Origin of the sequence: Pseudomonas sp. WOUb67, from assembly GCF_050058005.1 — a bacterium.
In the GTDB taxonomy this organism is placed as follows: domain Bacteria; phylum Pseudomonadota; class Gammaproteobacteria; order Pseudomonadales; family Pseudomonadaceae; genus Aquipseudomonas; species Aquipseudomonas putida_R.
On record NZ_CP170112.1, the window covers coordinates 6171055 to 6196621 of the forward strand.

Annotated in this window: 22 protein-coding genes; 17 read left to right on the forward strand and 5 right to left on the reverse strand. The window is 63.4% G+C overall.

Annotated elements, in window-relative coordinates:
• Window positions 1-52 precede the first annotated feature (52 nt).
• The 5 genes from gatC to ABOC32_RS27355 all read left to right on the forward strand — a co-directional run bounded on the left by gatC (window position 53) and on the right by ABOC32_RS27355 (window position 4896).
• Entirely contained in the window at window positions 53-340 is a 288-nt protein-coding gene (gatC, locus tag ABOC32_RS27335) for an Asp-tRNA(Asn)/Glu-tRNA(Gln) amidotransferase subunit GatC (protein WP_003255165.1), read from the forward strand.
• A 15-nt stretch (window positions 341-355) separates the two neighbouring features.
• Window positions 356-1807: an Asp-tRNA(Asn)/Glu-tRNA(Gln) amidotransferase subunit GatA gene (gene gatA, locus ABOC32_RS27340; protein ID WP_426809568.1), complete on the forward strand. Its 1452-nt coding sequence runs from the start codon at window positions 356-358 to the stop codon at window positions 1805-1807.
• 11 nt (window positions 1808-1818) lie between these two features.
• Window positions 1819-3264: an Asp-tRNA(Asn)/Glu-tRNA(Gln) amidotransferase subunit GatB gene (gene gatB, locus ABOC32_RS27345; protein ID WP_426809569.1), complete on the forward strand. Its 1446-nt coding sequence runs from the start codon at window positions 1819-1821 to the stop codon at window positions 3262-3264.
• Window positions 3265-3417: 153 nt separating this feature from the next.
• Window positions 3418-3792, forward strand: a complete 375-nt coding sequence (locus ABOC32_RS27350) for a septal ring lytic transglycosylase RlpA family protein (protein WP_043197007.1) — start codon at window positions 3418-3420, stop codon at window positions 3790-3792.
• Between the two features lie 60 nt (window positions 3793-3852).
• Window positions 3853-4896, forward strand: coding sequence for a calcium/sodium antiporter (locus ABOC32_RS27355; protein WP_426809570.1), 1044 nt, complete (start codon window positions 3853-3855; stop codon window positions 4894-4896).
• 288 nt (window positions 4897-5184) lie between these two features.
• Here ABOC32_RS27355 and ABOC32_RS27360 read toward each other — a convergent pair whose 3' ends face one another.
• From ABOC32_RS27360 to ABOC32_RS27375, 4 genes are all read right to left on the reverse strand, one after another.
• On the reverse strand, window positions 5185-6546 hold the full coding sequence (locus tag ABOC32_RS27360; RefSeq protein WP_426809571.1) for an amino acid permease: 1362 nt from the start codon (window positions 6544-6546) through the stop codon (window positions 5185-5187).
• Window positions 6547-6601: 55 nt separating this feature from the next.
• Window positions 6602-7543: an AEC family transporter gene (locus ABOC32_RS27365; RefSeq protein WP_426809572.1), complete on the reverse strand. Its 942-nt coding sequence runs from the start codon at window positions 7541-7543 to the stop codon at window positions 6602-6604.
• Between the two features lie 215 nt (window positions 7544-7758).
• Window positions 7759-8319 carry a response regulator transcription factor gene (locus ABOC32_RS27370; RefSeq protein ID WP_003255244.1) on the reverse strand — a complete coding sequence of 187 codons (561 nt, stop codon included), beginning with the start codon at window positions 8317-8319 and terminating at the stop codon, window positions 7759-7761.
• The gene (locus ABOC32_RS27375) at window positions 8319-9575 is read right to left on the reverse strand and encodes an ATP-binding protein (RefSeq protein ID WP_016501358.1); all 1257 of its coding nucleotides are present in this window, start codon (window positions 9573-9575) and stop codon (window positions 8319-8321) included. Before ABOC32_RS27375 ends, ABOC32_RS27370 begins: the two co-directional genes overlap by 1 nt.
• Window positions 9576-9776: 201 nt before the next feature.
• On the opposite strand from ABOC32_RS27375, the gene ABOC32_RS27380 reads away from it, so the two are divergent.
• The 9 genes from ABOC32_RS27380 (at window position 9777) to ABOC32_RS27420 (ending at window position 21536) form a co-directional block, all read left to right on the forward strand.
• Window positions 9777-10493, forward strand: a complete 717-nt coding sequence (locus ABOC32_RS27380; protein ID WP_426809573.1) for an SIMPL domain-containing protein — start codon at window positions 9777-9779, stop codon at window positions 10491-10493.
• 391 nt (window positions 10494-10884) lie between these two features.
• The gene (locus ABOC32_RS27385; protein ID WP_426809574.1) at window positions 10885-12510 is read left to right on the forward strand and encodes an ABC transporter substrate-binding protein; all 1626 of its coding nucleotides are present in this window, start codon (window positions 10885-10887) and stop codon (window positions 12508-12510) included.
• Between the two features lie 146 nt (window positions 12511-12656).
• Window positions 12657-14249, forward strand: a complete 1593-nt coding sequence (locus ABOC32_RS27390) for an ABC transporter substrate-binding protein (RefSeq protein WP_426809575.1) — start codon at window positions 12657-12659, stop codon at window positions 14247-14249.
• Between the two features lie 230 nt (window positions 14250-14479).
• The gene (locus ABOC32_RS27395; RefSeq protein WP_426809576.1) at window positions 14480-15859 is read left to right on the forward strand and encodes an OprD family porin; all 1380 of its coding nucleotides are present in this window, start codon (window positions 14480-14482) and stop codon (window positions 15857-15859) included.
• Window positions 15860-15939: 80 nt separating this feature from the next.
• Window positions 15940-17550, forward strand: coding sequence for an ABC transporter substrate-binding protein (locus tag ABOC32_RS27400; RefSeq protein ID WP_426809577.1), 1611 nt, complete (start codon window positions 15940-15942; stop codon window positions 17548-17550).
• 91 nt (window positions 17551-17641) lie between these two features.
• Window positions 17642-18652: an ABC transporter permease subunit gene (locus ABOC32_RS27405; protein ID WP_016485006.1), complete on the forward strand. Its 1011-nt coding sequence runs from the start codon at window positions 17642-17644 to the stop codon at window positions 18650-18652.
• A gap of 10 nt (window positions 18653-18662) precedes the next feature.
• Window positions 18663-19589: an ABC transporter permease subunit gene (locus tag ABOC32_RS27410; RefSeq protein ID WP_016501364.1), complete on the forward strand. Its 927-nt coding sequence runs from the start codon at window positions 18663-18665 to the stop codon at window positions 19587-19589.
• Between the two features lie 10 nt (window positions 19590-19599).
• Window positions 19600-20568 (forward strand): ABC transporter ATP-binding protein, encoded by a 969-nt coding sequence (locus ABOC32_RS27415; protein ID WP_426809578.1) that lies wholly within the window; start codon window positions 19600-19602, stop codon window positions 20566-20568.
• A complete protein-coding gene (locus ABOC32_RS27420) occupies window positions 20568-21536 on the forward strand; it encodes a peptide ABC transporter ATP-binding protein (RefSeq protein ID WP_426809579.1) in 969 nt (322 codons plus the stop codon). Before ABOC32_RS27415 ends, ABOC32_RS27420 begins: the two co-directional genes overlap by 1 nt.
• A 222-nt stretch (window positions 21537-21758) precedes the next feature.
• On the opposite strand, the gene ABOC32_RS27425 is transcribed toward ABOC32_RS27420, so the two are convergent.
• Window positions 21759-22658, reverse strand: coding sequence for a hypothetical protein (locus ABOC32_RS27425; protein ID WP_426809580.1), 900 nt, complete (start codon window positions 22656-22658; stop codon window positions 21759-21761).
• 214 nt (window positions 22659-22872) lie between these two features.
• Between ABOC32_RS27425 and ABOC32_RS27430 the strand changes: the two genes are divergently transcribed.
• The 3 genes from ABOC32_RS27430 (at window position 22873) to ABOC32_RS27440 (ending at window position 25518) form a co-directional block, all read left to right on the forward strand.
• The gene (locus tag ABOC32_RS27430) at window positions 22873-23673 is read left to right on the forward strand and encodes a helix-turn-helix domain-containing protein (protein ID WP_426809581.1); all 801 of its coding nucleotides are present in this window, start codon (window positions 22873-22875) and stop codon (window positions 23671-23673) included.
• Window positions 23674-23737: 64 nt separating this feature from the next.
• On the forward strand, window positions 23738-25144 hold the full coding sequence (locus ABOC32_RS27435; protein ID WP_426809582.1) for an NAD(P)/FAD-dependent oxidoreductase: 1407 nt from the start codon (window positions 23738-23740) through the stop codon (window positions 25142-25144).
• 32 nt (window positions 25145-25176) lie between these two features.
• On the forward strand, window positions 25177-25518 hold the full coding sequence (locus ABOC32_RS27440) for a cupin domain-containing protein (protein WP_234227454.1): 342 nt from the start codon (window positions 25177-25179) through the stop codon (window positions 25516-25518).
• The last annotated feature ends 49 nt before the right edge of the window (window positions 25519-25567 follow it).

A 25567-nucleotide genomic window follows, 5' to 3' on the forward strand; every position in this document is an offset into this window, starting at 1 on the left:
TGTTCCTCATCGCGGACCCAAATTCCGTTCTTTGTTTCCCTTGGAGATCTTCATGGCGCTTGAACGCTGCGACGTGGAAAAGATCGCCCATCTGGCCCGTCTGGGGCTGAATGATGGCGAACTGCCACGCATTACCGATGCCCTGAACAGCATCCTCGGGCTGGTTGACCAGATGCAAGCGGTCGATACCACTGGCATCGAGCCCCTGGCCCACCCGCTGGAGGCCAGCCAGCGCCTGCGCCCCGACCAGGTCACCGAAAGCAACCAGCGCGACGCCTACCAGGCGATCGCGCCGTCGACCGAAAGCGGTCTGTACCTGGTTCCCAAAGTCATCGAGTAAGGGATAGAGCCTGCCATGCATCAATTGACCCTGGCCGAGATCGCCCGCGGACTCGCCGACAAGTCGTTTTCCTCCGAAGAGCTGACCGGCGCCCTGTTGGCGCGCATCAAGCAACTCGACCCGCAAATCAACAGCTTCATCAGCGTCACCGAAGACCTGGCCCTGGGCCAGGCGCGTGCCGCCGACGCCCGTCGCGCCGCAGGCGAAACCGGCGCGCTGCTGGGTGCCCCCATCGCCCACAAGGACCTGTTCTGCACCAACGGCGTTCGCACCAGTTGCGGCTCGAAGATGCTCGACAACTTCAAGGCGCCGTACGACGCCACCGTGGTCGCCAGGCTGGCTGAAGCCGGCATGGTGACCCTGGGCAAGACCAACATGGACGAGTTCGCCATGGGTTCGGCCAACGAATCCAGCCACTACGGCGCGGTGAAGAACCCGTGGAACCTCGAACACGTCCCGGGCGGTTCGTCGGGCGGTTCGGCCGCCGCCGTGGCCGCGCGCCTGCTGCCGGCCACCACCGGCACCGACACCGGCGGTTCGATCCGCCAGCCGGCGGCACTGACCAACCTCACCGGCCTCAAACCGACGTACGGTCGTGTTTCGCGCTGGGGCATGATCGCCTACGCCTCCAGCCTCGACCAGGGCGGCCCGCTGGCCCGCACTGCCGAGGACTGCGCCCTGCTGCTGCAAGGCATGGCCGGTTTCGACGCCAAGGACTCCACCAGCATCGAAGAACCGGTGCCGGACTACAGCGCCAACCTCAATGGTTCGCTGCAGGGCCTGCGCATCGGCCTGCCGAAAGAGTACTTCGGTGCAGGCCTTGACCCGCGTATCGCCGACCTGGTCCAGGCCAGCGTCAAAGAGCTGGAAAAGCTCGGCGCAGTGGTCAAGGAAATCAGCCTGCCGAACATGCAGCACGCCATCCCGGCCTACTACGTGATCGCCCCGGCTGAAGCCTCCTCCAACCTGTCGCGCTTTGACGGCGTGCGCTTCGGCTACCGCTGCGAAGACCCGAAAGACCTCACCGACCTGTACAAGCGCTCCCGTGGCGAAGGCTTCGGTGTTGAAGTGCAGCGCCGTATCATGGTCGGCACCTACGCCCTGTCGGCCGGCTACTACGACGCGTACTACGTGAAGGCGCAGCAGATCCGCCGCCTGATCAAGAACGACTTCATGGCCGCGTTCAACGATGTCGACCTGATCCTCGGCCCGACCACGCCGAACCCGGCCTGGAAGCTTGGCGCCAAGAGCAGCGACCCGGTCGCCGCCTACCTGGAAGACGTCTACACCATCACCGCCAACCTGGCGGGCCTGCCGGGCCTGTCGATGCCGGCCGGCTTCGTCGACGGCCTGCCGGTCGGCGTGCAACTGCTGGCGCCGTACTTCCAGGAAGGCCGCCTGCTCAACGTCGCGCACCGCTACCAGCAAGTGACCGACTGGCACACCCGTGCCCCCAACGGCTTCTGAGGAGTTCACACATGCAATGGGAAGTTGTGATCGGGCTGGAAATCCACACTCAGCTCGCCACCCAGTCGAAGATCTTCTCCGGCAGCGCCACCACCTTCGGTTCCGAGCCGAACACCCAGGCCAGCCTGGTTGACCTGGGCATGCCCGGCGTACTGCCGGTGCTGAACCAGGAAGCCGTGCGCATGGCGTGCATGTTCGGCCTGGCCATCGATGCCGAAATCGGCAAGCGCAACGTGTTCGCGCGCAAGAACTACTTCTACCCGGACCTGCCCAAGGGTTACCAGATCAGCCAGATGGACCTGCCGATCGTCGGCAAGGGCCACCTGGATATCGCCCTGGAAGACGGGACCATCAAGCGCATCGGGGTAACCCGCGCGCACCTGGAAGAAGACGCCGGCAAAAGCCTGCACGAAGACTTCAGCGGCTCCACCGGCATCGACCTCAACCGTGCCGGCACCCCGCTGCTGGAAATCGTCTCCGAGCCTGACATGCGCAGTGCAAAGGAAGCCGTGGCCTACGTCAAGGCGGTCCACGCACTGGTGCGCTACCTGGGCATCTGCGACGGCAACATGGCCGAAGGCTCGCTGCGTTGCGACTGCAACGTGTCGATCCGCCCGAAAGGCCAGGTCGAGTTCGGCACCCGCTGCGAGATCAAGAACGTCAACTCGTTCCGCTTCATCGAGCGCGCGATCAACAGCGAAATCCAGCGCCAGATCGACCTGATCGAAGACGGCGGCAAGGTGGTGCAGGAAACCCGCCTGTACGACCCGAACAAAGACGAAACCCGCTCCATGCGCAGCAAGGAAGAAGCCAACGACTACCGTTACTTCCCCGACCCGGACCTGCTGCCGGTGGTGATCGAGGACAGCTTCCTCGAAACCATCCGCGCCGGCCTGCCGGAGCTGCCACCGCAGAAGGTCGAACGCTTCCAGAACCAGTACGGCCTGTCGGCCTACGACGCCAACGTGCTGGCTTCCAGCCGCGAACAGGCGGACTACTTCGAGGAAGTGGTGAAAATCGGTGGCGACGCCAAGCTGGCGGCCAACTGGGTCATGGTCGAGCTGGGCAGCCTGCTCAACAAGCTGGGCATCGAGATCGACCAGGCACCGGTCAGTGCCGCGCATCTGGGTGGCATGCTGCTGCGCATCCGCGACAACACCATCAGCGGCAAGATCGCCAAGACCGTGTTCGAGGCCATGGCTGCCGGTGAAGGCGATGCCGACAGCATCATCGAAAACAAAGGCCTGAAGCAGGTTACCGACACCGGTGCGATCGACAAGATGCTCGACGAAATGCTGGCGGCCAACGCCGAGCAGGTCGAACAGTACCGCGCCGCCGACGAGGCCAAGCGTGGCAAGATGTTCGGCTTCTTCGTCGGCCAGGCGATGAAGGCATCGAAGGGCAAGGCCAACCCTGGGCAGGTGAACCAATTGCTCAAGGCCAAGCTCGAAGGGTGAGCTGAAAAAGCGGCGAGGGCCTTGCCCTCGTTCGCCGGCAAGCCAGCTCCCACAGGTACAGCGCCGCTGTTGAGGGCGGTAATGTACCTGTGGGAGCTGGCTTGTCGGCGATGGGCCGCACAGCGGCCCCAATTGCAGCATCGGAGCAATAACTTGCTAAAACGATCCCTCGGCACCCTGGCCCTCTTCTCTTTCCTGGCCGGCTGCGCCAGCCACGACATCGACCCGCGTGGTTACGACCAGACGGGCACCGCTTCCTATTACGGCTCGCGCCACCACGGTAAACGCACCGCCAGCGGCGAACCGTTCAACCAGCACGGCCTTACCGCCGCCCACCGTAGCCTGCCGTTCGGCACCCGCGTACGGGTCACCAACACGGCCAACCAGCGCAGTGTGGTGGTGCGCATCAACGACCGTGGCCCGCACACCCGCGGCCGCCTGATCGACCTGTCTCGCGCCGCAGCAGAAAAAATCGGCATGCTCCGTAGCGGAACAGCGCGCGTGCGAGTACAAGGGCTTAGCGACTGACGCGACAGGAGTCCGACCATTTTCGACCTGGCCACCCTTCCCACCTTCAGCCTGCTGCAATTGGGCATTGCCCTGCTGCTGCTGGTCGGCGGCGCCGAATTGCTGGTGCGCGCAGCGCTGCGCCTGGCACAACGCCTTCATGTTCGCCCGTTGATCATCGGCCTGAGCCTGGTGGCCTTCGGCAGTACCGCACCCCAACTTACCGTCAGCCTGCAGGCCGCCTACCAGGGCGCGCCGGACGTGGCGGTCGGCAGCGTGATCGGCAGCAACATCTTCAACGTACTGGTCATTCTTGGCCTGGCCGCGCTGATCATCCCCTTGCGCGTGTCTCGCCAGCTGGTGCGCCTGGACATTCCGCTGATGATCGTCGCCAGCGGCCTGGTCTATGCCCTGTGCGCCAACGGTTACCTGGGCCGGGTTGAAGGGGGGCTGCTGCTGCTTGGCCTGGTCGGCTACCTGGTAATGCTCTGGCACCAGTCGCGCCACTACGCACGCACCTACCCCGCGCCGCAAACGGCCAAATCCAGCGCCAGACGCTTCTGGTCAGGCACGCTGCTGCAGGTGTTGGCCGGCCTTGCCCTGCTAAGCCTGGCGGGGCACCTGCTGCTGGAGGCCGCCGTGGAGGTTGCCACCGACCTTGGGTTGTCCGAGCGCATCATCGGCCTGACCGTCGTCGCCATCTGCACATCCCTGCCAGAGCTCGCCGCCGCCCTGATCGCGGCCCTACGCGGTGAACGGGAAATTGCCGTGGGCACCGTGATCGGCAGCAACCTGTTCAACCTGCTGGCCGTGCTGGGCCTGACCGCCCTGATCACCCCGCAGCCGCTGTCGATCTCGCCGAACGCGCTGGCGTTCGACCTGCCGGTAATGCTCGGGGTTGCCGCGTTAAGCCTGCCGGTGTTCTATTCCGGTTACCGGATCACCCGTGCCGAAGGCCTGGTGTTCCTCTGCCTGTACCTGGCCTATGGGCTGCACGTGGCAGCGTTTACCATGGGTATGCCGCTGGCCGGGCGCCTTGAGCGGCTGATGCTGTTCTATGTGCTGCCTGTGCTCGCCGTGGTGCTGTTGTACACCACCGTGCGCGCCTGGCGCCGGCAGCATTGATTGGGCCATGTCATCTGGCGCATGCCTTAAGCCTTGTGTCGCCCTTTAGATCGAGCGCCGCCCGCGCGGCGCATCGCGAGCTGCGCTCGCTCCTACGCTTGTTTCGGGCCAATTATTCCTGCGCCATTGGCGCGCGAATGCCTTGGCGCATGGCTGGATAACGCGCCTTACAAACAAGGCGGTCGCGCGCGCCTGCCACAGGCGTTATTGGCCGGAAACAAACGTAGGAGCGAGCGTAGCTCGCGATGCGCCGCGCGGGCGGCGCTCGATCTCACTCGCGACACAAATCTAACGGCGAACCTGGCGAGCCTTCTTCAGCTTGAAGGCCACCCACAGCACGGCAATCCATGCCGGGATCAGCATCACCGAGATGCGAATCGGCGGGGTCAGGTACATCACCACCAGGATCAGCACAATGAACGCCAGGCACAGGTAGTTGGTCAGCGGGTGCCCCAGGCTCTTGTAGAACGGGGTAATCCCGGCCGCCAGCTTGGCCTTGCGGAACTTCAGGTGGGTAATGCTGATGCTCGCCCAGTTGATCACCAGCGCCGACACCGCCAAGGCCATCAGCAAGCCAAAGGCCTCACCCGGCATCAGGTAGTTGATTACCACACATAGCCCGGTCGCGAAGGCCGACACGCCCAGCGCAGTCAGCGGCACACCGCTGCGGCTGACTTTCAGCAACTGACGCGGTGCGTCGCCCTGGCTGGCCAGACCAAACAGCATGCGGCTGTTGGCGTACACGCAGCTGTTGTAGACCGACAGCGCGGCCGTGAGTACCACGATATTGAGAATGGTCGCCACCAGGTCGCTGTCCAGCTCGTGGAAAATCATCACGAACGGGCTGCCGCCCTGCACCACCTTCTGCCACGGGTACAGCGACAGCAGCACCGCCAGGGCACCGATGTAGAAGATCAGGATGCGGTACACCACCTGGTTGGTGGCCTTGGGGATGCTTTCCCGTGGGTTGTCGGCCTCGGCAGCGGTGATACCCACCAGCTCCAGGCCACCGAACGAGAACATGATCACCGCCAGCGCCATCACCAGGCCGCTGACACCGTTAGGGAAGAAGCCACCGTACTGCCACAGGTTGGCCACGCTGGCATCCGGGCCGCCATGGCCACTGCTCAGCAACCAGGCGCCGAAGCCGATCATGCTGACGATGGCCACTACCTTGACCAGGGCGAACCAGAATTCCATTTCGCCGTAGACCTTCACCTGGGTCAGGTTGATCAGGTTGATCACCACGAAGAAGATCGCCGCCGTGGCCCAGGTAGGGAAGTCCGGCCACCAGTACTGCACGTAGATACCCACAGCCGTGAGCTCGGCCATGCCCACCAGCACATACACCACCCAGTAGTTCCAGCCCGACACGAAGCCTGCAAACTCGCTCCAGTACTGGTGGGCAAAGTGGCTGAAGCTGCCGGCGACCGGCTCTTCCACCACCATTTCGCCCAGCTGGCGCATGATCAGGAAGGCCATCAGGCCAGCGATGGCATAGCCCAGCAACACGGAGGGGCCTGCCAGCTGGATGGTCTGGGCGATGCCCAGGAACAAGCCGGTACCGATGGCCCCGCCCAGGGCGATCAGCTGGATATGGCGATTCTTCAGCCCGCGCTGTAACTGCTCGGGCTTGCTCTGGTCTTGCATGAAGTGTCCTTTAGCTCAGTGAGGCGTGTTTTTTGTGTTGTTTGCAGTCAAGGATCTAGATCCATCCGCCCCACTGCAAGATGAAAATGCCGATATTGGTGGTGATTGCCGCCATTAGCGTAGTAATGACGATGATCGACGCAGCCAGCTCATGGTTGCCATTGGCCGCCCGCGCCATGACGTAACTGGCTGCTGCGGTCGGGCTGCCGATGTACAGGAACAGGATGCCCAGTTCGGCCCCGCGAAAGCCGCACAGCCAGGCGCCCAGGGTACCCACCAGCGGTAGCCAGACCATCTTCACCAGGCTGGCATCGATGGCCAGCCTGCCGCTGTCGCGCAATGCCGCCAGCGACAGGGTGCCGCCAATACACATCAACGCCAACGGCAGGGTCATCTGCGCCAGATAATCCCCCGAAGTCAGCAGCCAGTTGGGTAGCGGCACCTGGCCGTAAGCCATGGGGGTAGCGACCAACACGCTGATGATCAGCGGGTTGCTGAAGATGTTCTTGCAGATGCTCCAGGGGTCGGACTTCAGGTCCGGGCTGTACACCGCCAGCACCACCGCCGACAGCGAGTTGTACAGGAGGATGACCAGGCCGGCGAGCACCGCCCCCAGGGAAATACCGTAGTCGCCGTACAGGCTGGCAGCCAGGGCCAGGCCGATCACGCCGTTGTTGCCGCGGAACGCGCCCTGGGTATAGATGCCCCGATCCGCCGGTGGGCTGCGCCAGATGGCCATACCCCAGGCGACTGCAAAGCCAACCAGGGTGGCGACAGTGAAGTAGAGGATGACACCTGGCTTTACCGCAGCAGCCAGGTCGGCGTGGTAGATGCCGAGGAACAGCAGTGCCGGCATACAGACGTTGAACACCAGCTGCGAGGCGACACGGTTGAAGTTGTCGTCGATCAGGTGGATGCGTTTGAGCAGCACGCCCATGAACAGCATGGCAAAGACAGGTGCCGTGATGTTCAGCGTCTGGATGAGAAGGGCGAGCATGCGCAGCGATCCTGCAAGGGTTGCCGTTAGGGGGCTAATGATACGCCAACGGCTGGGATTTGCGGGGATCGAGGGGTGTTATAGAAAAATTTCTGTCAGTGCCGGCCCTTTCGCGGGTAAACCCGCTCCCACAGGGATTTCACAAGCCTCAAGACCTGTGCCGTACCTGTGGGAGCGGGTTTACCCGCGAAAGGGCCAGTACTGCCAGTAAAAAATCAGCGCCGGACCGGGCGCTTCTGCAGCTTGCGCTGCAAGGTACGCCGGTGCATGCCCAGCGCCCGTGCGGTGGCCGAAATGTTGCCCTCGTGCTCGTTCAGCACGCGCTGGATGTGTTCCCACTGCAGGCGGTCGACCGACATCGGGTTTTCCGGCACCAGGGTATCCAGGTCGGTGTGCTCCGACAGCAGCGCTGCCAGCACATCATCGGCGTCGGCCGGTTTGCACAGGTAGTTGCAGGCGCCGCGCTTCACCGCTTCCACTGCAGTGGCAATGCTCGAGTAGCCGGTCAGGATCACCACGCGCATTTCCGGGTCCAGTTCCAGCAGCTTGGGCAGCAGCACAAGGCCGGAATCACCGTCCATCTTCAGGTCGAGCGTGGCGTAGTCCGGCAGGTCCTGCTGGGCCAGGATCAAGCCTTCCTCGGCAGAACTGGCAGTGCTCACGCGGAAACCGCGACGGCTCATGGCCCGGGCCATGACCCGGGTGAAGGTGGCATCGTCATCCACCAACAGCAGGTGCGGCAGCTCTTCGCTTTCGACCTGGTTTTCTTCGCTCATCATTCATCTCCTCGCTTGCCATAGGGCAGGCGCAATTCGGTCAGGGTGCCACCCTGTTCATGACTATAGAGTTTTACCGAACCGCCCGCACGGGTCACGCTGGCCTTGCTCAAGAACAGGCCCAGGCCGAAGCCTTTGCCCTTGGTGGTAATGAAGGGTTTGCCGATGGCTTCGGCAATGGCCGGCGGCACGCCAGGGCCATGGTCGCGGATGCTGATGACGATGTCCTGGGCGTCCCAGTCCAGGTGCACCTCCAGGTCATCGGGGCAGGCATCGGCGGCATTGTTCAACAGGTTCAGCAGCGCCTGGGTCAGGTCTGGCGGCGGGGTCAGCCGCGGCACCTTGCCATCGCGCAGGCGCTGGAAGCGGTAGCTGGCTTCCGGGCGCATCAGGTGCCAGCGGTTCAGCGCCTCGTCCAGCCAGGCGGTCACATCCTGCTCCACGATCGCCAGGCGGCGGTTGGCTTCGGCAGCGCGCACCAGCTGTTGCAGGGTTTCCTTGCACAGCTTTACCTGGTCCTGGAGGATCTGCAGGTCTTCCTGCAGCAGCGGGTCGGTGTGGTCCTGGCGCATTTCGTTGATCAGCACGCTCATGGTCGCCAATGGCGTGCCCAGCTCATGGGCGGCACCGGCGGCCTGGGTGGCCACGGCCAGCAATTGCTCGTCGCGCAGGCTTTCTTCACGCCGCTCGGAGCGCAGCTGCTCCTGGCGGCGCAGCTCTTCGGCCATGCGCGCGGCAAAGAAGGTAATCACCGCCGCAGCCAGGGCAATGCTCAGCCACATGCCGTAGACCTGCATCTTGTCCCGCGCCATCGGCAGGCCTTCAAGCGGGTAGAACTGCACCAGCAGCAGGCTGTAGGCGGTCAGGGCAATGCCCGAAAGAATCAGCGAATACAGCCACGGCAAGGTCACCGCGGCAATTGCCAGCGGTACCAGGTAATACGACACGAACGGGTTGGTCGAGCCGCCGGAGTAGTACAGCAAGGCACTGTGGATCAGCAGGTCGCAGGCCAGCTGCAGGGCGTACTCCATTTCGGTGACGGGCAGCGACAGGCGCAGGCGCAGCGCCGTGAAGGCACACAGCAGCGAGGACAACGCCAAGGTGCCAGCCAGCGACAGCCAGGGCAGCGGCAGCAGTTCGGTCCAGTAGGCGACGCCCACGGAGCCGGCCTGGGCAGCCAGGACCAGGACCCGAATGACGGTCAGGCGCCACAGGTTCTGGCGGGTAGCGGACAGCGGTTGTACGGCAGCGAGCATGAGCTCTCCTGATGAGTGCTCCAGAAAATCGGCTGGAGTATACCGAAGCCGGGCGCCTCACTGCAGCGATGCGGCAAAGCGCCACACTTTGTCACAGGTTCATGATGGCACTTTTGAACCCACTACACTGTTGCCGGTCTGATGGGCCATGCGTGGAATGGATGACCACACCCCACGCCTTTTATTGCCAAGGAGTACCACATGCAAATCCCACGTCGCGGCGCCGCCCTGATCCTGTCTTGCGGCTTGCTCGCCAGCCTGCCGGCGCAGGCTGGCGATGAGCCACGTTACAACCAGGTATCGCTGCGTGCCGAAGTGAGCAAGGAAGTGGCGCGCGACCTGATGGTCGTGACCCTGTACAGCGAAGCGCAGAACACCGACCCGGGCAAGCTTGCCAAGCAGATCACCGAAACCATGAACAAGGCCGTGCAGCAGTCGCGCCAGGTCAAGGACGTGAAGATCAGCCAGGGCAGCCGTAACAGCTACCCGGTGTATGACAGCAAGGGCCAGAAGATTACCGGCTGGCGCGAGCGCGCCGAGCTGCGCCTGGAAAGCGCCGACTTCCCGGCCCTGTCCCAGCTCACTGCCGACCTGCTGCAAGAGCTGAAAATGGGCGGCATGGACTTCTCCATCGCCCCGGCCACGCGCAAGTCCAGCGAAGATGCACTGCTCAAGGACGCGGTTGATGCTTTCAAGGCGCGCGCACAACTGGCCACCGAAGCGCTGGGCGGCAAGGGCTACAAAGTGGTCAGCCTGAACCTCAACAGCAGCGGTTACCCGCGCCCGTACCTGCGCAGTGCGCCGATGGCGATGAAAGCCATGGGGGCTGATGAAGCAGCGCCGGCGCCGGATATCGAGGCGGGCACCAGTGAAGTGAGCATGAATGCCGATGGCCTGATCGAAGTGCAGATGCCGTAACAGATCCACGCAACACCTGTGGGAGCGGGCATGCCCGCGAAAAAGACACCGCGATGGATGGCACGGGCTTCGCCCGTGTTCGCGGGCTTGCCCGCTCCCACAGGGACCGCGCCAACCAAAATACGCGCGTTCAGACCTTTCCTACGCACCACAAAGGTGCCTCGTACATTTACCCCCGCCTTGAAACATCTCGCAAAAAGCCATCATTTTGCCTGCGCAAACGTTTAACTTCGTCGAAAGTTATACCGATGCGACATCCATGTACGGTCGTACCACTTTTCCGGCGCCAACTATCCTTCTACCTGTTGCATTGGGAACACCCCCTGCATAAGTATCCTCAGGTCGGCTCACGAGGCCACCTCATCCAAAAAATGACAACAATGAGGCCACCATGCTCAAACACGCAGTCATTCCGTTCCTGCTTGGCGCAGGCTTGCTCACCGGTGCACCGTCGGCCCTGGCCGCGTCCAACCTGGTGTTCTGCTCCGAAGGCAGCCCGGCCGGCTTCGACCCGGGGCAGTACACCACCGGGACCGACTTCGACGCCTCGGCAGAGACCGTGTTCAACCGCCTGACCCAGTTCGAACGGGGCGGCACTGCGGTCATCCCGGGCCTGGCGACCAAATGGGAAGTGTCCGACGACGGCAAGACCTACACCTTCCACCTGCGCGAAGGGGTCAAGTTCCACACCACCGACTACTTCAAGCCCAGCCGCCCCTTCAACGCCGACGACGTGCTGTTCACCTTCAACCGCATGCTCGACAAGGACAACCCGTTCCGTAAGGCCTACCCCACCGAGTTTCCGTACTTCACCGACATGGGTATGGACAAGAACATCGCCAAGGTGGAGAAGCTCGACGAGCACACGGTGAAGTTCACCCTCAACGAGGTCGACGCAGCGTTCATCCAGAACCTGGCCATGAGCTTCGCTTCCATCCAGTCGGCCGAATACGCCGACCAGTTGCTCAAGAACGGCAAGGCCGCCGACATCAACCAGAAGCCGATCGGCACCGGCCCGTTCGTGTTCAGCAAGTACCAGAAGGACGCGCAGATCCGCTTCAAAGGCAACAAGGACTACTGGAAGCCCGATGACGTGAAGATCGACAACCTGATCTTCGCCATCACCACCGATGCCTCGGTGCGCATGCAGAAGCTGAAGAAGAACGAGTGCCAGGTCACCCTCTTCCCGCGCCCGGCCGACATCGAGCCGCTAAAGGCTGACAAGAACCTGCAAATGCCGCAGCAAGCCGGGTTCAACCTCGGCTACATCGCCTACAACGTGATGGACAAGATCAAGGGCAGCAACGAGCCCAACCCCATGGCCCAGCTGAAAGTGCGCCAGGCACTGGACATGGCCGTGGACAAGAAAAAGATCATCGAATCGGTCTACCAGGGCGCCGGCCAGCTGGCAGTCAATGGCATGCCGCCGACCCAGTGGTCGTATGACGACAGCATCAAGGACGCCGCATTCGACCCCGAAAAGGCCAAACAGCTGCTCAAGGAAGCCGGCATCAAGGAAGGCACCGAGATCACCCTGTGGGCCATGCCCGTGCAACGCCCGTACAACCCCAACGCCAAGCTGATGGCCGAAATGCTCCAGTCCGACTGGGCCAAGATCGGCATCAAGGCGAAGATCGTCAGCTATGAATGGGGCGAGTACATCAAACGCTCCAAAGGTGGCGAACAGGGCGCCATGCTGATTGGCTGGAGCGGCGACAACGGTGACCCGGACAACTGGCTGGGCACCCTCTACGGCTGCGATGCCGTCGACGGCAACAACTTCTCCAAGTGGTGCTACAAGCCCTACGACGACCTGATCAAACAGGCCAAGGCCACCTCCGACCAGGCCAAGCGCACCGAGCTGTACCAACAGGCGCAGCACATCCTCAAGGAGCAGGTGCCGATCACCCCGATCGCCCACTCCACCGTGTACCAGCCCATGAGCGCCAAGGTGAAGGACTTCAAGATCAGCCCGTTTGCGCTGAACGCCTTCTACGGTGTCAGCGTGGACAAATAGGGTAACTGCGGCACCTGCTGAATAGCGGGTGCCTTTCCCCCTCACCACCTCTTCATGTCGTCCCGCAGCTATCCGCCGCGGGGTCGGCGAACTGTTGCCGCCATTCGTACCCCGAGGCGGCGCAAACAGATGAAAAAGGACTCGCCATGCGCCACACCACTTGCCTATCCACCCTCCTGGCCCTGGGCCTGATCAGCCAGTCCCCGGCCCTGCTGGCCAGCAACCTGGTGTTCTGCTCCGAAGGCAGCCCCGCCGGTTTCGACACCGCCCAGTACACCAGCGCCACCGACAACGACGCCGCCGAACCGGTCTACAACCGCCTGGTCGAGTTCGAGCGCGGCGGTACCGCCGTGCACCCTGCCCTGGCGACCCGCTGGGAGGTGTCCGACGATGGCCTGCGCTACACCTTTCACCTGCGCGAAGGGGTGAAGTTCCACAGTAACAAGGCCTTTTCACCTAGCCGTGATTTCAACGCCGACGATGTGCTGTTCACCTTCAACCGCATGCTCGACAAGGGCCACCCGTTCCGCCAGGCCTACCCCACCGAGTTCCCCTACTTCATCAGCATGGGCCTGGACAAGAACATCGCCCGCGTCGAGAAAATCGACCCGCTCACCGTGGCATTCACCCTGAACACGGTCGATGCCGCGTTCATCCAGAACCTGGCCATGAGCTTCGCCTCCATTCTCTCCGCCGAATACGCCGAACAACTGATGGCCAGCGGAAGGCCGAGCGACATCAACCAGCAGCCCATCGGCACCGGCCCGTTCGTGTTCCAGCGTTATCAGAAGGATTCGCAGATCCGCTACAAGGGCAACAAGGCTTATTGGGCGCCGGATGAAGTGAAGATCGACAACCTGGTGTTCTCGATCAACATCGATCCTTCGGTACGTATCCAGAAGCTGCGCCGCAACGAATGCCAGGTCACCCTGCACCCGCGCCCGGCCGACCTGCCGGCGCTCAAGGCCGACAGTAAGCTGCAGGTGCTGCAGCAACCGGGCTTCAACCTCGGCTACATCGCCTACAACACCCAGCACCCACCGTTCGACCGGCTCGAGGTGCGCCAGGCCATGGACATGGCAGTGAACAAGAAAGCCATCCTCCAGGCGGTGTATCAGGACTCCGGGCAATTGGCGGTCAACGCCATGCCGCCGACCCAGTGGTCCTATGACGAAAGCCTCAAGGACGCCCCCTACGACCCGGAAAAGGCCAGGCAGTTGCTGCAGCAGGCCGGGGTCAAACCTGGCACCGAAGTCACCCTGTGGGCCATGCCGGTGCAACGCCCGTACAACCCCAACGCCAAGCTGATGGCCGAAATGCTCCAGGCCGACTGGAACAAGCTCGGGTTCAAGGTGCGCATCGTCAGCTACGAATGGGGCGAGTACCTGAAACGCATGAAAAGCGGCGAACACGACATCGCCCTGATTGGCTGGACCGGCGACAACGGCGACCCGGACAACTGGCTGGGCACCCTCTACAGCTGCGATGCCATCGGCAGCAACAACTACTCGCTGTGGTGCGACCCGCAGTACGACAGCCTGGTCAAGCAGGCCAAGCAGGTTACCGACCAGGCTCAGCGCAGCGCCCTGTACCAGCAGGCCCAGCAGCGGCTCAAGCAGCAGGTGCCGATTACCCCGGTGGCGCATTCCACGGTGAACCAGCCGCTCAGCGTCAAGGTTTCCGGGTTCAAGGTCAGCCCGTTTGGGCGCAATGATTTTTCCGGTGTGAGTGTTGACTGATTTGTAGCCCTCAAGGGCCTCTTCGCGGGTGAACCCGCTCCCACAGAGTTATCCACAAACCAGGAGTCTGCACAGATCCCTGTAGGAGCGGGTTTACCCGCGAATAGGCCGGCACAGGCAACACAACTCCCCAATTAGCCCGGCGATCCCGCGGCAACCCTGGCAACACCGTAGCAACCCTCCAGCCCACAAGGCCGGCAATAACTAGAAAAGAAAAAGGAGCTTGTACCTTGAGAGTCTTCACTTTGACCGCACTGGCTTTGTCCATCAGTGCATTCACCACCGTGGCCCAGGCCGACTCGCAGAGCCAGGACTACATCCCGCTCACCCTCAAAGACAGCAGCGAGCAGGGGCAAGCCAGCGGCTTCATCGACGGCCAGAGCCTGTCCGGCAGCACCCGCAACTGGTACGCCCGCGAGCGCGCCGCACGCGCACCGCTGTGGCGCTACTACAAGAGCGACGGCACCCGCCACCCCACCCACAGCCGGGAAAACTGGCTGCAAGGCACCATCCTCAACTACAGCTCCGGTTTCACCCAAGGCACCGTGGGCATCGCCGTCGAGGCCGCAGCCTACAACGCCATTGCCTTGCAACAGAACCGCGAAGCCATCGCCGGCCCCAACAATCGCACCCTGACCCACAGCGATGGCGACCCCATCGGCCAGTGGAGCAAGCTGGGCCTGGGCAATATCAAGGCGCGCGTGTCCAACACCACCCTTACCCTCGGCCGTCAGTCGGTGGACACACCGATGATCGCCTATATCGGCAACCGCGCCTTGCCATCGAGCTTCCAGGGCGCGTTCCTGCACAGCGCCGAGTTCGACAACCTGAGCTTCGACCTGGGCACCTTCGACCGTGTCTCGCCACGTACCGAACAAAGCCTGAGCAAGTTCCGCAGCGAATACAGCGCCACGGGTGTGGAAACCGACCGCGCCAGCACCGCCGGCATCAACTACCAGCCGTTCAAGAGCCTGAGCACCAGCCTGTACGCCACCCACGTCGACGATTTCTGGAACCAGTACTACTTCGGCGCCAACCACGTGCTCGGCGACAGCGCAGTGCTCAGCCTGAGCACCGGCCTGAACTACTACAAGACCGTGGATGCCGGCAGCCAGAAAATGGGCAAGATCGACAACGACACCTACAGCCTGTCGCTCGACCTGACCCACCAGGCCCACACCCTCGGTGCCTCCTGGCAGCAGGTCAACGGCAACGAATACTTCGACTACCTGCACGAAACCAACGGCATCTACCTGGCCAACTCGCTGCTGTCGGACTTCAACGGCCCCAACGAAAAATCGCTGAAGCTCTCCTACGTACTGAACATGGCGCCCTACGGCGTGCCGGGCCTGAAGTTCAACCTGTACAACGCCCGCGGCTGGGGCATCGACGGCACCCACTACCGCGGCACCGCCTACGACGTGAAAGGCCTGAACGGCGAAACCCACTACGAGTGGGGCATCGGCACCAGCTACGCGGTGCAGAGCGGGCCGCTGAAAGACACCAGCATCCGCGCCACCTACACCACCCACCGCGCCAGCAAGGCCCAGGGTGACGGCAGCCTGGACGAGTTCCGCGTGGTCACCACCATCCCATTCAACATTCTTTGACCGCTGGCGCCACGGCCCCCTTCGTGGCGGGCCGTGGCGGCTACGCTGGAATCAATGCAAAAGCAGGGAGTCTTCAACCCATGCAGAGAGCTTTCATCAAATCGCTACCGCTACGCCTGGCCCTGGCCGCGCTGGTGCTGGGCAGCGCCACGCAGCTGGCCGCCAAACCGCTGGTGGTGTGTACCGAGGCCAGCCCGGAAGGGTTCGACGTTGTGCAGTACACCACCGGGGTCACGTTCGACGCCACCGCCGAAACACTGTTCAACCGCCTGGTGGACTTCAAGCCCGGCACCACCGATATCGAGCCGGCCCTGGCCGAACGCTGGGACATTTCAGCCGACGGCCTGACCTACACCTTCCACTTGCGTGAGGGCGTGAAGTTCCACAGCACCGACTACTTTACCCCCACCCGCGCGTTCAACGCCGATGATGTGCTGTGGAGCCTGCGTCGCCAGCTCGACCCTGCGCACCCATGGCATGACAAGACCAGCGTCGGTTACCCGTATTTCGAAAGCATGGCCTTCAAAGACCTGCTCAAGTCGGTGGACAAGACCGACGACCACACCGTGGTGATTACCCTCACCCGCCCCGAGGCACCCTTCCTGCGGGACATGGCCATGGGTTTCACCTCGATCTACTCCGCCGAATACGGCGACCAGTTGCTAAAGGCCGGCAAGGCCGCCGAGCTGAACAGCAAGCCCATCGGCACCGGCCCGTTCATCTTCCAGCGTTACAACAAGGACGCCCAGGTCCGCTTCAAACCCAACCCGGACTACTTCCGTGGCAAGCCGCCGGCCGACGCCCTGGTGTTCGCCATCGCCACCGACAGCAACGTGCGCCTGCAGAAGCTGCGCGCCAACGAGTGCCAGGTCGCGCTCTACCCCAAGCCAGAAGACGTGCCGGCGATAAAGGCCGACCCCAGGCTCAAGGTGGCCGAGACCGAAGCACTGGTCACCGGCTACATCGCCATGAATACCCAGCACAAATACCTCAGCGATGTGCGCGTGCGTAAAGCCATCAACATGGCCTTCGACCGTCAGGCCCACGTTGACCAGCTGTTTGGCAAAGGCAATGCGCTGGTCGGCGTGAACCCCTATCCACCGACCATGATCGGTTACAACACCCGTAACCAGAACCCACCGCGCGACCTCGACAAGGCACGCGCCCTGCTCAAGGAAGCCGGGGTACCAGAGGGCACGGTGATCACGCTGTTTACCCGCAACGGCGGCGGCATGACCAACCCCAACCCGCGCCTTTCCGCCGAGATGCTGCAGGCCGACCTGAAGCAGATCGGCCTGAAGCTGGATATCCGGGTGATGGAGTGGGCCGAAATGCTGCGCCGTGCCAAGAATGGCGAGGCCGACCTGGTATCCACCGGTTGGGCGGGCGATAACGGCGACCCGGACAACTTCCTCACACCGCTGCTCAGTTGCGACGCAGCCAAGACCGGTGAGAACTACGCCCGCTGGTGCAACTCGAAATTCCAGGAACTGATCAGCCGCGCCCGCGAGGTGATCGACAACGACGAACGCGCAAGGCTCTATAGCGAGGCATTGAAGGTGTACGATGACGACCAACCCTGGATCAGCATGGCCCACCCCAAGGTGTTCACCGCCATGCGTGACAACGTGGAGGGCTATGTGATCAGCCCTCTGGCCAAAAACAACTTCGCCACCACCAAGGTGAAGTAGAACAACAACGACCGCCGGCAACCCATACGGGAACCGGCGGCACTGCCGTAGCGGGCTGATCGCCCCACGGCCTGATGAGGTAACCCCGACAATGTTGAGTTTTATTGCCCGGCGCCTTGGCCTGCTGATACCGACCTTTTTCGGCATCACGTTGCTGACCTTCGCGCTCATACGCCTGATCCCCGGCGACCCGGTGGAAGTGATGATGGGCGAGCGCAGGGTCGACCCCGAAATGCATGCCCAGGCCATGGAACGCCTGGGGCTGAACAAGCCATTGCCGGTCCAGTACCTGGACTATGTCGGCAAGCTTGCCCAGGGTGACCTCGGCGAATCGCTGCGCACCCGCGAAAGCGTGTGGACCGAGTTCCTCACGCTGTTCCCGGCCACCCTCGAACTGGCCTTCGCCGCCCTGCTGTTCGCCGGCATCGTCGGCCTGCTGGCCGGGGTGATCGCCGCGCTCAAGCGCGGTTCGCTGTTCGACCACGGGGTCATGGGCATTTCCCTGGCCGGCTACTCGATGCCGATCTTCTGGTGGGGCCTGATCCTGATCATGTTCTTCTCGGTGAGCCTGGGCTGGACCCCGGTGTCCGGGCGCATCGACCTGCTCTACGACATCGAACCGAAGACCGGCTTCATGCTCATCGACACCCTGCTCAGCGACGAAGAAGGCGCGTTCAAGGACGCGGTGATGCACCTGATACTGCCGGCCATCGTGCTCGGCACCATCCCGCTGGCGGTAATCGCGCGCATGACCCGCTCGTCGATGCTTGAAGTGCTGCGTGAGGACTACATCCGCACCGCTCGCGCCAAGGGCCTTTCGCCCGCCCGCGTGGTGTTCGTGCATGGCCTGCGCAACGCCCTGATTCCGGTGCTGACGGTGTTCGGCCTGCAGGTCGGCACACTACTGGCCGGTGCGGTGCTGACCGAAACCATCTTTTCCTGGCCGGGCATCGGCAAGTGGCTGATCGAAGCCATCGGTGCCCGTGACTACCCCGTGGTCCAGAACGGCATCCTGTTGATTGCCTGCCTGGTGATCCTGGTCAACTTCGTCGTGGACATCCTCTACGGCCTGGCCAACCCACGCATCCGTCATCAGCGCTGAGGCCTTTGCCATGACTAGCCCGATTGCAAAATCCGTGTCGCCGGCCAGCCCGGTGGACCAGAGCCTGCTCTACCCCTCGCCGTACAAAGAATTCTGGCAAGCCTTCGCGCGCAACAAAGGCGCGGTAATGGGCCTGGCCTTCATGTGCCTGGTGGTGTTCTGCGCACTGTTCGCGCCATGGGTCGCCCCGCATGACCCGAGCGAGCAGTACCGCGACTTCCTGCTGACCCCGCCGGTATGGCTGGAAGGCGGCACCTGGCAGTTCATCCTCGGCACCGACGAACTGGGCCGCGACCTGCTGTCGCGGCTGATCCAGGGCGCGCGGCTGTCGCTGTTGATCGGCCTGTCGTCGGTGGTGATGTCGCTGATCCCGGGCATCCTGCTGGGCCTGCTGGCCGGCTTCTTCCCGCAAATCCTCGGCCCATCGATCATGCGCCTGATGGACGTGATGCTGGCCCTGCCCTCCCTGCTGCTGGCCGTGGCCATTGTCGCCATCCTTGGCCCTGGCCTGATCAACACGGTGATCGCCATCGCCATCGTCTCCCTGCCCTCCTACGTGCGCCTGACCCGGGCCGCGGTGATGGTCGAGCTGAACCGCGACTACGTCACCGCCGCACGCCTGGCCGGTGCCGGGCTGCCACGGCTGATGTTCGTCACCGTGCTACCCAACTGCATGGCGCCGCTGATCGTCCAGGCCACCCTCAGCTTCTCTTCGGCGATCCTCGACGCCGCCGCCCTGGGTTTCCTCGGCCTGGGCGTGCAACCCCCGACCCCGGAGTGGGGCACCATGCTGGCTTCGGCCCGTGACTACATCGAGCGCGCCTGGTGGGTGGTGAGCCTGCCTGGCCTGACCATTCTGCTCAGTGTGCTGGCAATCAACCTGATGGGCGACGGCCTGCGCGATGCGCTGGACCCGAAACTCAAGAACGCCGCCTGAGGAGAACGCCATGTCACTGTTGCAGATCAAAAACCTGAACGTGCGCTTCGGCGACGCCAATGCGGTACCCGTGGTCGATGGCCTGGACCTGGGGGTGGACGCCGGTGAAATCCTGGCCATCGTCGGCGAATCCGGCTCGGGCAAATCCGTGACCATGATGGCCTTGATGGGCCTGATCGACGCCCCCGGGCGCATCACCGCCGACACCCTCAGCTTCGACGGCACCGACATGCTCAAGCTCAGCGGCCGCCAGCGGCGCAAGGTGGTGGGCAAGGACATCGCCATGGTCTTCCAGGACCCGATGACCGCGCTCAACCCCAGCTATACCGTGGGCTACCAGATCGAAGAAGTGCTGCGCCAGCACCTGGGCCTGAAGGGCAAGGCTGCGCGCCAGCGTGCCCTTGAGCTGTTGAAAAAGGTCGAGATCCCGGCAGCGGAAAGCCGCCTGGATGCCTACCCGCACCAGCTGTCTGGCGGCATGAGCCAGCGCGTGGCGATTGCCATGGCGATTGCCGGCGAGCCCAAGCTGCTGATCGCTGACGAACCGACCACCGCGCTGGATGTGACCATCCAGGCGCAGATCATGGAGCTGCTGGTCAACCTGCAGAAGGAGCGCAACATGGCGCTCATCCTGATCACCCACGACCTCGCCGTGGTCGCCGAAACGGCCAGGCGGGTTTGCGTGATGTACGCAGGCGAAGCCGTCGAAGTGGGCCAGGTGCCGACGCTGTTCGACGTGCCCGCTCACCCTTACAGCGAAGCCTTGCTGGCGGCGATCCCCGAGCACAGCATCGGCGCCGAGCGCCTGGCCACCCTGCCCGGCATCGTCCCCGGCCGCTACGACCGCCCGGTCGGCTGCCTGTTGTCGCCGCGCTGCCCCTACGTGCAGGACAACTGCCGGCGCCAGCGCCCGCCTCTCGATCCTCAGGCCCACAGCCTGGTGCGTTGCTTCTACCCGCTGAACCAGGAGGTGGCGTGATGGCCGTCGTTCTATCTGCCCGGGACCTGACCCGGCATTACGAAGTCTCCCGCGGGCTGTTCAAAGGCCACGCCCTGGTCCGCGCACTGAATGGCGTGTCGTTCGAACTGGAAGCCGGCAAGACCCTGGCGGTGGTCGGTGAGTCCGGCTGCGGCAAGTCGACCCTGGCCCGCGCCCTGACCCTCATCGAAGAGCCGTCGTCCGGTTCGCTGCAAATCGCCGGCACCGAGGTGACAGGCGCCAGCAAGGCGCAGCGCAAGCAACTGCGCCGCGATGTGCAGATGGTGTTCCAGAGCCCTTACGCCTCGCTCAACCCACGGCAGAAGATTGGCGACCAGCTGGCCGAACCGCTGGTGATCAATACCTCGCTGAGCAAGGCCGAGCGGCGCGAGAAAGTACAAAAAATGATGGAGCAGGTGGGGCTGCGCCCCGAGCATTACCAGCGCTACCCACACATGTTCTCTGGTGGCCAGCGCCAGCGCATTGCCCTGGCCCGGGCGATGATGCTGCAGCCAAAAGTGCTGGTGGCGGACGAGCCGACCTCGGCGCTGGACGTGTCGATCCAGGCGCAGGTGCTGAACCTGTTCATGGACCTGCAGAAGGAGTTCGACACCGCCTACGTGTTCATCTCGCACAACCTGGCGGTGGTGCGGCATGTGGCCGATCACGTGCTGGTGATGTACCTGGGGCGCCCGGTGGAAATGGGGGCTAAGGAAGATATCTACGAGAAGCCGCTGCACCCCTATACACAGGCATTGCTGTCGGCGACGCCGGCGATTCATCCGGACCCGTTGAAGCCGAAGATCCGCATTGTCGGGGAGCTGCCCAACCCGCTGAATCCGCCGGATGGGTGTGCGTTTCACAAGCGGTGCCCGTATGCGACCGAGCGGTGTGCCAAGGAGGTGCCGGCATTGCGGCAGGTGAGGACGCGGCAGGTTGCCTGCCATTATGCGGAGCAATTCCTGTAGATCGCCGGGGGCGCTTTGCGCCCCATTCGCAGCACAAGGCTGCTCCTACAAGGATCGCGATAACAGGGGCTATCGCGGCTTCCTGTAGGAGCAGCCTTGTGCTGCGAATGGGCCGCAAAGCGGCCCTCTCGGTCAATGCATGAAAATGGCGATCAGGATGATGACCGGGATAGGTACACCAAGCATCCAGAGCAGTATTGAGCGCATGTCGGTTCTCCTTGCTTAACGTTGAAGGGTGCGATGTGCGACGTATTCGCCTTCCAGCCACTGCACCTGGTCACGACGGCGACCACCATAAAGCGCTGCAAGGCTGGCGAAGAAGGCGCCACACAGCAGCGCTACGAAGGTCCACAACGCGGTCCAGGCAGCAGCCTTGGCGGTAGCGTCAGCGGCTTGCTTGGCCTGCAACTTGAGTTGCTGCACCTGGGCCATCACCTGGTCGACGCGGGCCTCTGCCTCGGGTTGGGTCAGGCGGGTGCGTTGCGCCACCAACTGCGCAAGGTAGGCGCGGTCTTCAGGTGCAAGCGCACCGTCACCCGCCAGGCCCTTGGCCAGAATGCGCGCCGCGACCCCATTGGCAGCGTCCTCGCTTACAGGCGCAGGGCCGTCACCCCGGAACAGGCTGTCGACGAAGTAGCCCATCGAATCCTTGTCCGCATTGGCTGCAGCCGCGCCACCGGCGGCGGCACTCATGCCAACCACATGCGTCGCCGCGCTGGCCCCGGCACCTACCAGGTTGCCCGCCGTGCCCAGTACCAGCATGGCGGCCACCAATGTCGCGACTGCCCAGGACAGGAACCCGTGGGCGGTGTCGCGGAAGTACACCTCGTCGCCATGCAAGTTGGCCCACTTCACACGCAGCCTGCCGGCGATATAGCCGCCCAGGCCAGAAGCGATGATTTGCGTCAGCAACAGCCAGATGATGGTGGAAACCGCCAGCGTTTTCGCGCTTGCACCCTCGTTGGCCCAAGGTGAGGTGGCGGCAAAGCCCAGGCCCGCCCCCAGCACCACCAATATCAGGGATAGCGCGGCCGCAGCAGCAGCACCCGCAAAGATGGCCGCCCAGGAAACACCTGAGCGGCCTTGAGTATCGAACACGGAGGAGTCGGCAGAGGGGATCATGATGTGTGCGCCTATGTATGTTGTTAGCGAGAAGTCCATTCGCGCAGTAACCATTGCAGAGGCTGTGCCATTCATTACTAAAAATTACTTACATATAAATCAGATAGTTAGCGAGGACTGCGATTTAAGAATCGTGCAAAAAGCGCGAGTGACGCTCCTGCATCAGGTGTTCTGCAATATTGTGGCCTTCACACGGGCGAGGCATGATCTGGCAATGACGCTCCCTGACGACTCCGCCCAGACCCCGCTCACCGCCGACACCGTGCTGCGCTACCACCTGTGCTGGAAGCATCGCGACCTGGACGGGGTCATAGCGCTGTACCACCCCGACATCCAGTACCACGACTTCTTCCAGAACCGCGTGCTCGGCTACGTCGAGCTGCGCGACTATGTGCGCGCCTGCCTGCCCCATGAAGCCGGCGAAGACATCGTCCACAGCGACCGCATCCGCGTTGATGGCTGCACCGCGTTCATCCAGTACCAGGTCACGGTACAGGGCGGTGACGGCCTGGTGGCGTTCCAGTCCAGCGAGGCGATCACCGTCAAGGACGGGCTGATCTGGCGGGTCAACGAATACGCCACGCTGGTTCGCCAGAACGGCAGCGGGCACGGCAGCAGCGGCCCGCGCCCGGCCACCAGCCGCCTGGGCCTGTCGCCGCGCCAGCTGTCGACCATGGCCCAGGACCTGGAGCACTACTTCCAGCGCCAGCGCCCCTACCTGGACCCGGAGCTGGACCTGCAGCAGGTGGCCGACGCCAGTGGCTACAGCCGCAACCAGATTTCCTACCTGCTGAACCAGGTGCTCGGGCAAAGCTTCTACCGCTACGTCAACCAGGCCCGCCTGCAACACCTGATGGCCAGCCTCGACGACGACAGCGTCGAGGCGACGATCGACGAGCTGGCGTTCAGCGCCGGTTTCAACTCGCTGTCGGCGTTCTACAAGTGCTTCCGCGAGCACACCGGGCTCACGCCCAAGGCCTACCTCAAGCAAATTTCCCTGCGTGCACGCACGTAAGACAGCCACTGGCTGGCAGCACTAGGATCGCCCACAGACCTTGACCGATGTGGAGCCGAACCCGATGCAACCCCTGCGCACGCTCAGCCTGTGGATGGACCAGCTCGACGAGCCACTGTGCGCCCGCCCGGCCCTGCGCGAAGACCTGGCTGCGGATGTGTGCATCATCGGCGCCGGCTACACCGGCCTGTGGACCGCCTATTACCTCAAGCGCCAGGCGCCGCAGTTGAACATCGCCGTGATCGACGCCAACATCGCCGGCTTCGGTGCCTCCGGGCGCAATGGCGGCTGGCTGATGGGCAACCTGCTGGGTGAAGACCGCCTGCTCGCCACCCTGTCGCCACAACAGCGCCGCGCCAGCATCGACCTGCTGCACGGCATTCCCGATGAAGTGCAGGGTGTGCTGCAACGCGAAGGCATCGACTGCGACTACCGCAAGGGCGGCGTGCTGTACTGCGCCGCGCGCTACCCGGAGCAGGAGCGCAACCTGCGCGCCTACCTCGACGACTTGTATCGCCAAGGCATGACCGAGGACGACTACCGCTGGCTGCGCCCCGAGCAACTGGAAAACCAGCTGCGGGTCAGTAATGCGTTCGGTGCCATCTACAGCCCGCACACCGCGACCATCCAGCCGGCCAAGCTGGTGCGCGGCCTGGCGCGGGCGGTGGAAGCGCTGGGCGTGCCGATCTACGAGAACACCCCGGCCATCGACTGGCAACCCGGCGAGGTGCGCACCCCGCTGGCGCGGATTCGCTGCCAGTGGATGGTGCCCGCCGTTGAAGGCTACGCCGCCAGCCTGCCGCCGCTGGGCAAACACCAGTTACCGGTACAGAGTTTGCTGATAGCCACCGAACCGCTACCGGAATCGACCTGGGAGCAGATTGGCCTGAGCCAGGGCCAGGCCTTCAGCGAGAGCAGCCGCCAGGTCACCTATGGCCAGCGCACCGCCGACAACCGCCTGGTATTCGGCGCACGCGGTGGTTACCGCTTCGGTGGCCGCCTGCGCGAAAACTTCAACCTCGACGAACACGAGGTCGAGCTGCGCCGCTACCTGTTCAGTGAACTGTTCCCTCAACTCAAGCACGTGCGCATCACCCACTCCTGGGGCGGCAACCTGGGCATGGCCCGGCGCTTCCGCCCGCACATGCTCTGCGACCGCCAGCGCGGCATCGCCTTGGCCGGTGGTTACGGCGGTGAAGGGGTGGGCGCCACCAACCTGGGTGGGCGCACCCTGGCAGCGCTGATCCTCAACCAGCACAACGAACTGACCGCGCAGCCTTGGGTACTCGACAACCGCCCGGTTTCCAGCCTGGCCAGTTGGCCGCCCGAGCCCTGCCGCTGGCTGGGCTACAACGCGATCATCCAAAGCTTCATCCACGAGGACCGGACCCTCGCCAACCCCGCCAGCGCGCCTTGGAGACGGCGCCTGGCCAGCTCCCTTGCGGACTTCATGGAAGGCTTCATGCACTGACTTCCCTTACCCCGACACAGGATCCACCGGTCATGAGCATTACCCAGTTCAAGAACACCCACAGCGTTACGCTGGAAGCTTCCAACCCGGTCGCGGTGCCGCTTGGCGAACCCGTGGCGGTGACGTCCGTCACCTGCGTGGAGCGCAACGATGGCGTCGAAACCGGCATCTGGGAGTGCACCCCGGGGCGCTGGCGGCGGCAGATCGTGCAACAGGAGTTCTGCCATTTCATCAAGGGCCGCTGCACCTTCACCCCCGACGGTGGCGAGCCCCTGGTCATAGAAGCCGGAGACGCATTGATGCTACCGGCCAACAGCACCGGCACCTGGGACATCCAGGAGACCGTGCGCAAGACCTACGTACTCATCTTCTGATCCGCTGATCGCCTGCCTTCGATAACAACAGACAAAGCAAGGTAAACCC

Coding starts and splice junctions, on each gene's coding strand:
- ABOC32_RS27410 (WP_016501364.1), top strand. CDS start 18,663: ATGACTAGCCCGATTGCAAAATCCGTGTCGCCGGCCAGCCCGGTGGAC.
- ABOC32_RS27405 (WP_016485006.1), top strand. CDS start 17,642: ATGTTGAGTTTTATTGCCCGGCGCCTTGGCCTGCTGATACCGACCTTT.
- ABOC32_RS27430 (WP_426809581.1), top strand. CDS start 22,873: ATGACGCTCCCTGACGACTCCGCCCAGACCCCGCTCACCGCCGACACC.
- ABOC32_RS27390 (WP_426809575.1), top strand. CDS start 12,657: ATGCGCCACACCACTTGCCTATCCACCCTCCTGGCCCTGGGCCTGATC.
- ABOC32_RS27415 (WP_426809578.1), top strand. CDS start 19,600: ATGTCACTGTTGCAGATCAAAAACCTGAACGTGCGCTTCGGCGACGCC.
- ABOC32_RS27380 (WP_426809573.1), top strand. CDS start 9,777: ATGCAAATCCCACGTCGCGGCGCCGCCCTGATCCTGTCTTGCGGCTTG.
- gatB (WP_426809569.1), top strand. CDS start 1,819: ATGCAATGGGAAGTTGTGATCGGGCTGGAAATCCACACTCAGCTCGCC.
- gatA (WP_426809568.1), top strand. CDS start 356: ATGCATCAATTGACCCTGGCCGAGATCGCCCGCGGACTCGCCGACAAG.
- ABOC32_RS27400 (WP_426809577.1), top strand. CDS start 15,940: ATGCAGAGAGCTTTCATCAAATCGCTACCGCTACGCCTGGCCCTGGCC.
- ABOC32_RS27360 (WP_426809571.1), bottom strand. CDS start 6,546: ATGCAAGACCAGAGCAAGCCCGAGCAGTTACAGCGCGGGCTGAAGAAT.
- ABOC32_RS27370 (WP_003255244.1), bottom strand. CDS start 8,319: ATGAGCGAAGAAAACCAGGTCGAAAGCGAAGAGCTGCCGCACCTGCTG.
- ABOC32_RS27420 (WP_426809579.1), top strand. CDS start 20,568: ATGGCCGTCGTTCTATCTGCCCGGGACCTGACCCGGCATTACGAAGTC.
- ABOC32_RS27440 (WP_234227454.1), top strand. CDS start 25,177: ATGAGCATTACCCAGTTCAAGAACACCCACAGCGTTACGCTGGAAGCT.
- gatC (WP_003255165.1), top strand. CDS start 53: ATGGCGCTTGAACGCTGCGACGTGGAAAAGATCGCCCATCTGGCCCGT.
- ABOC32_RS27385 (WP_426809574.1), top strand. CDS start 10,885: ATGCTCAAACACGCAGTCATTCCGTTCCTGCTTGGCGCAGGCTTGCTC.
- ABOC32_RS27375 (WP_016501358.1), bottom strand. CDS start 9,575: ATGCTCGCTGCCGTACAACCGCTGTCCGCTACCCGCCAGAACCTGTGG.
- ABOC32_RS27425 (WP_426809580.1), bottom strand. CDS start 22,658: ATGATCCCCTCTGCCGACTCCTCCGTGTTCGATACTCAAGGCCGCTCA.
- ABOC32_RS27365 (WP_426809572.1), bottom strand. CDS start 7,543: ATGCTCGCCCTTCTCATCCAGACGCTGAACATCACGGCACCTGTCTTT.
- ABOC32_RS27435 (WP_426809582.1), top strand. CDS start 23,738: ATGCAACCCCTGCGCACGCTCAGCCTGTGGATGGACCAGCTCGACGAG.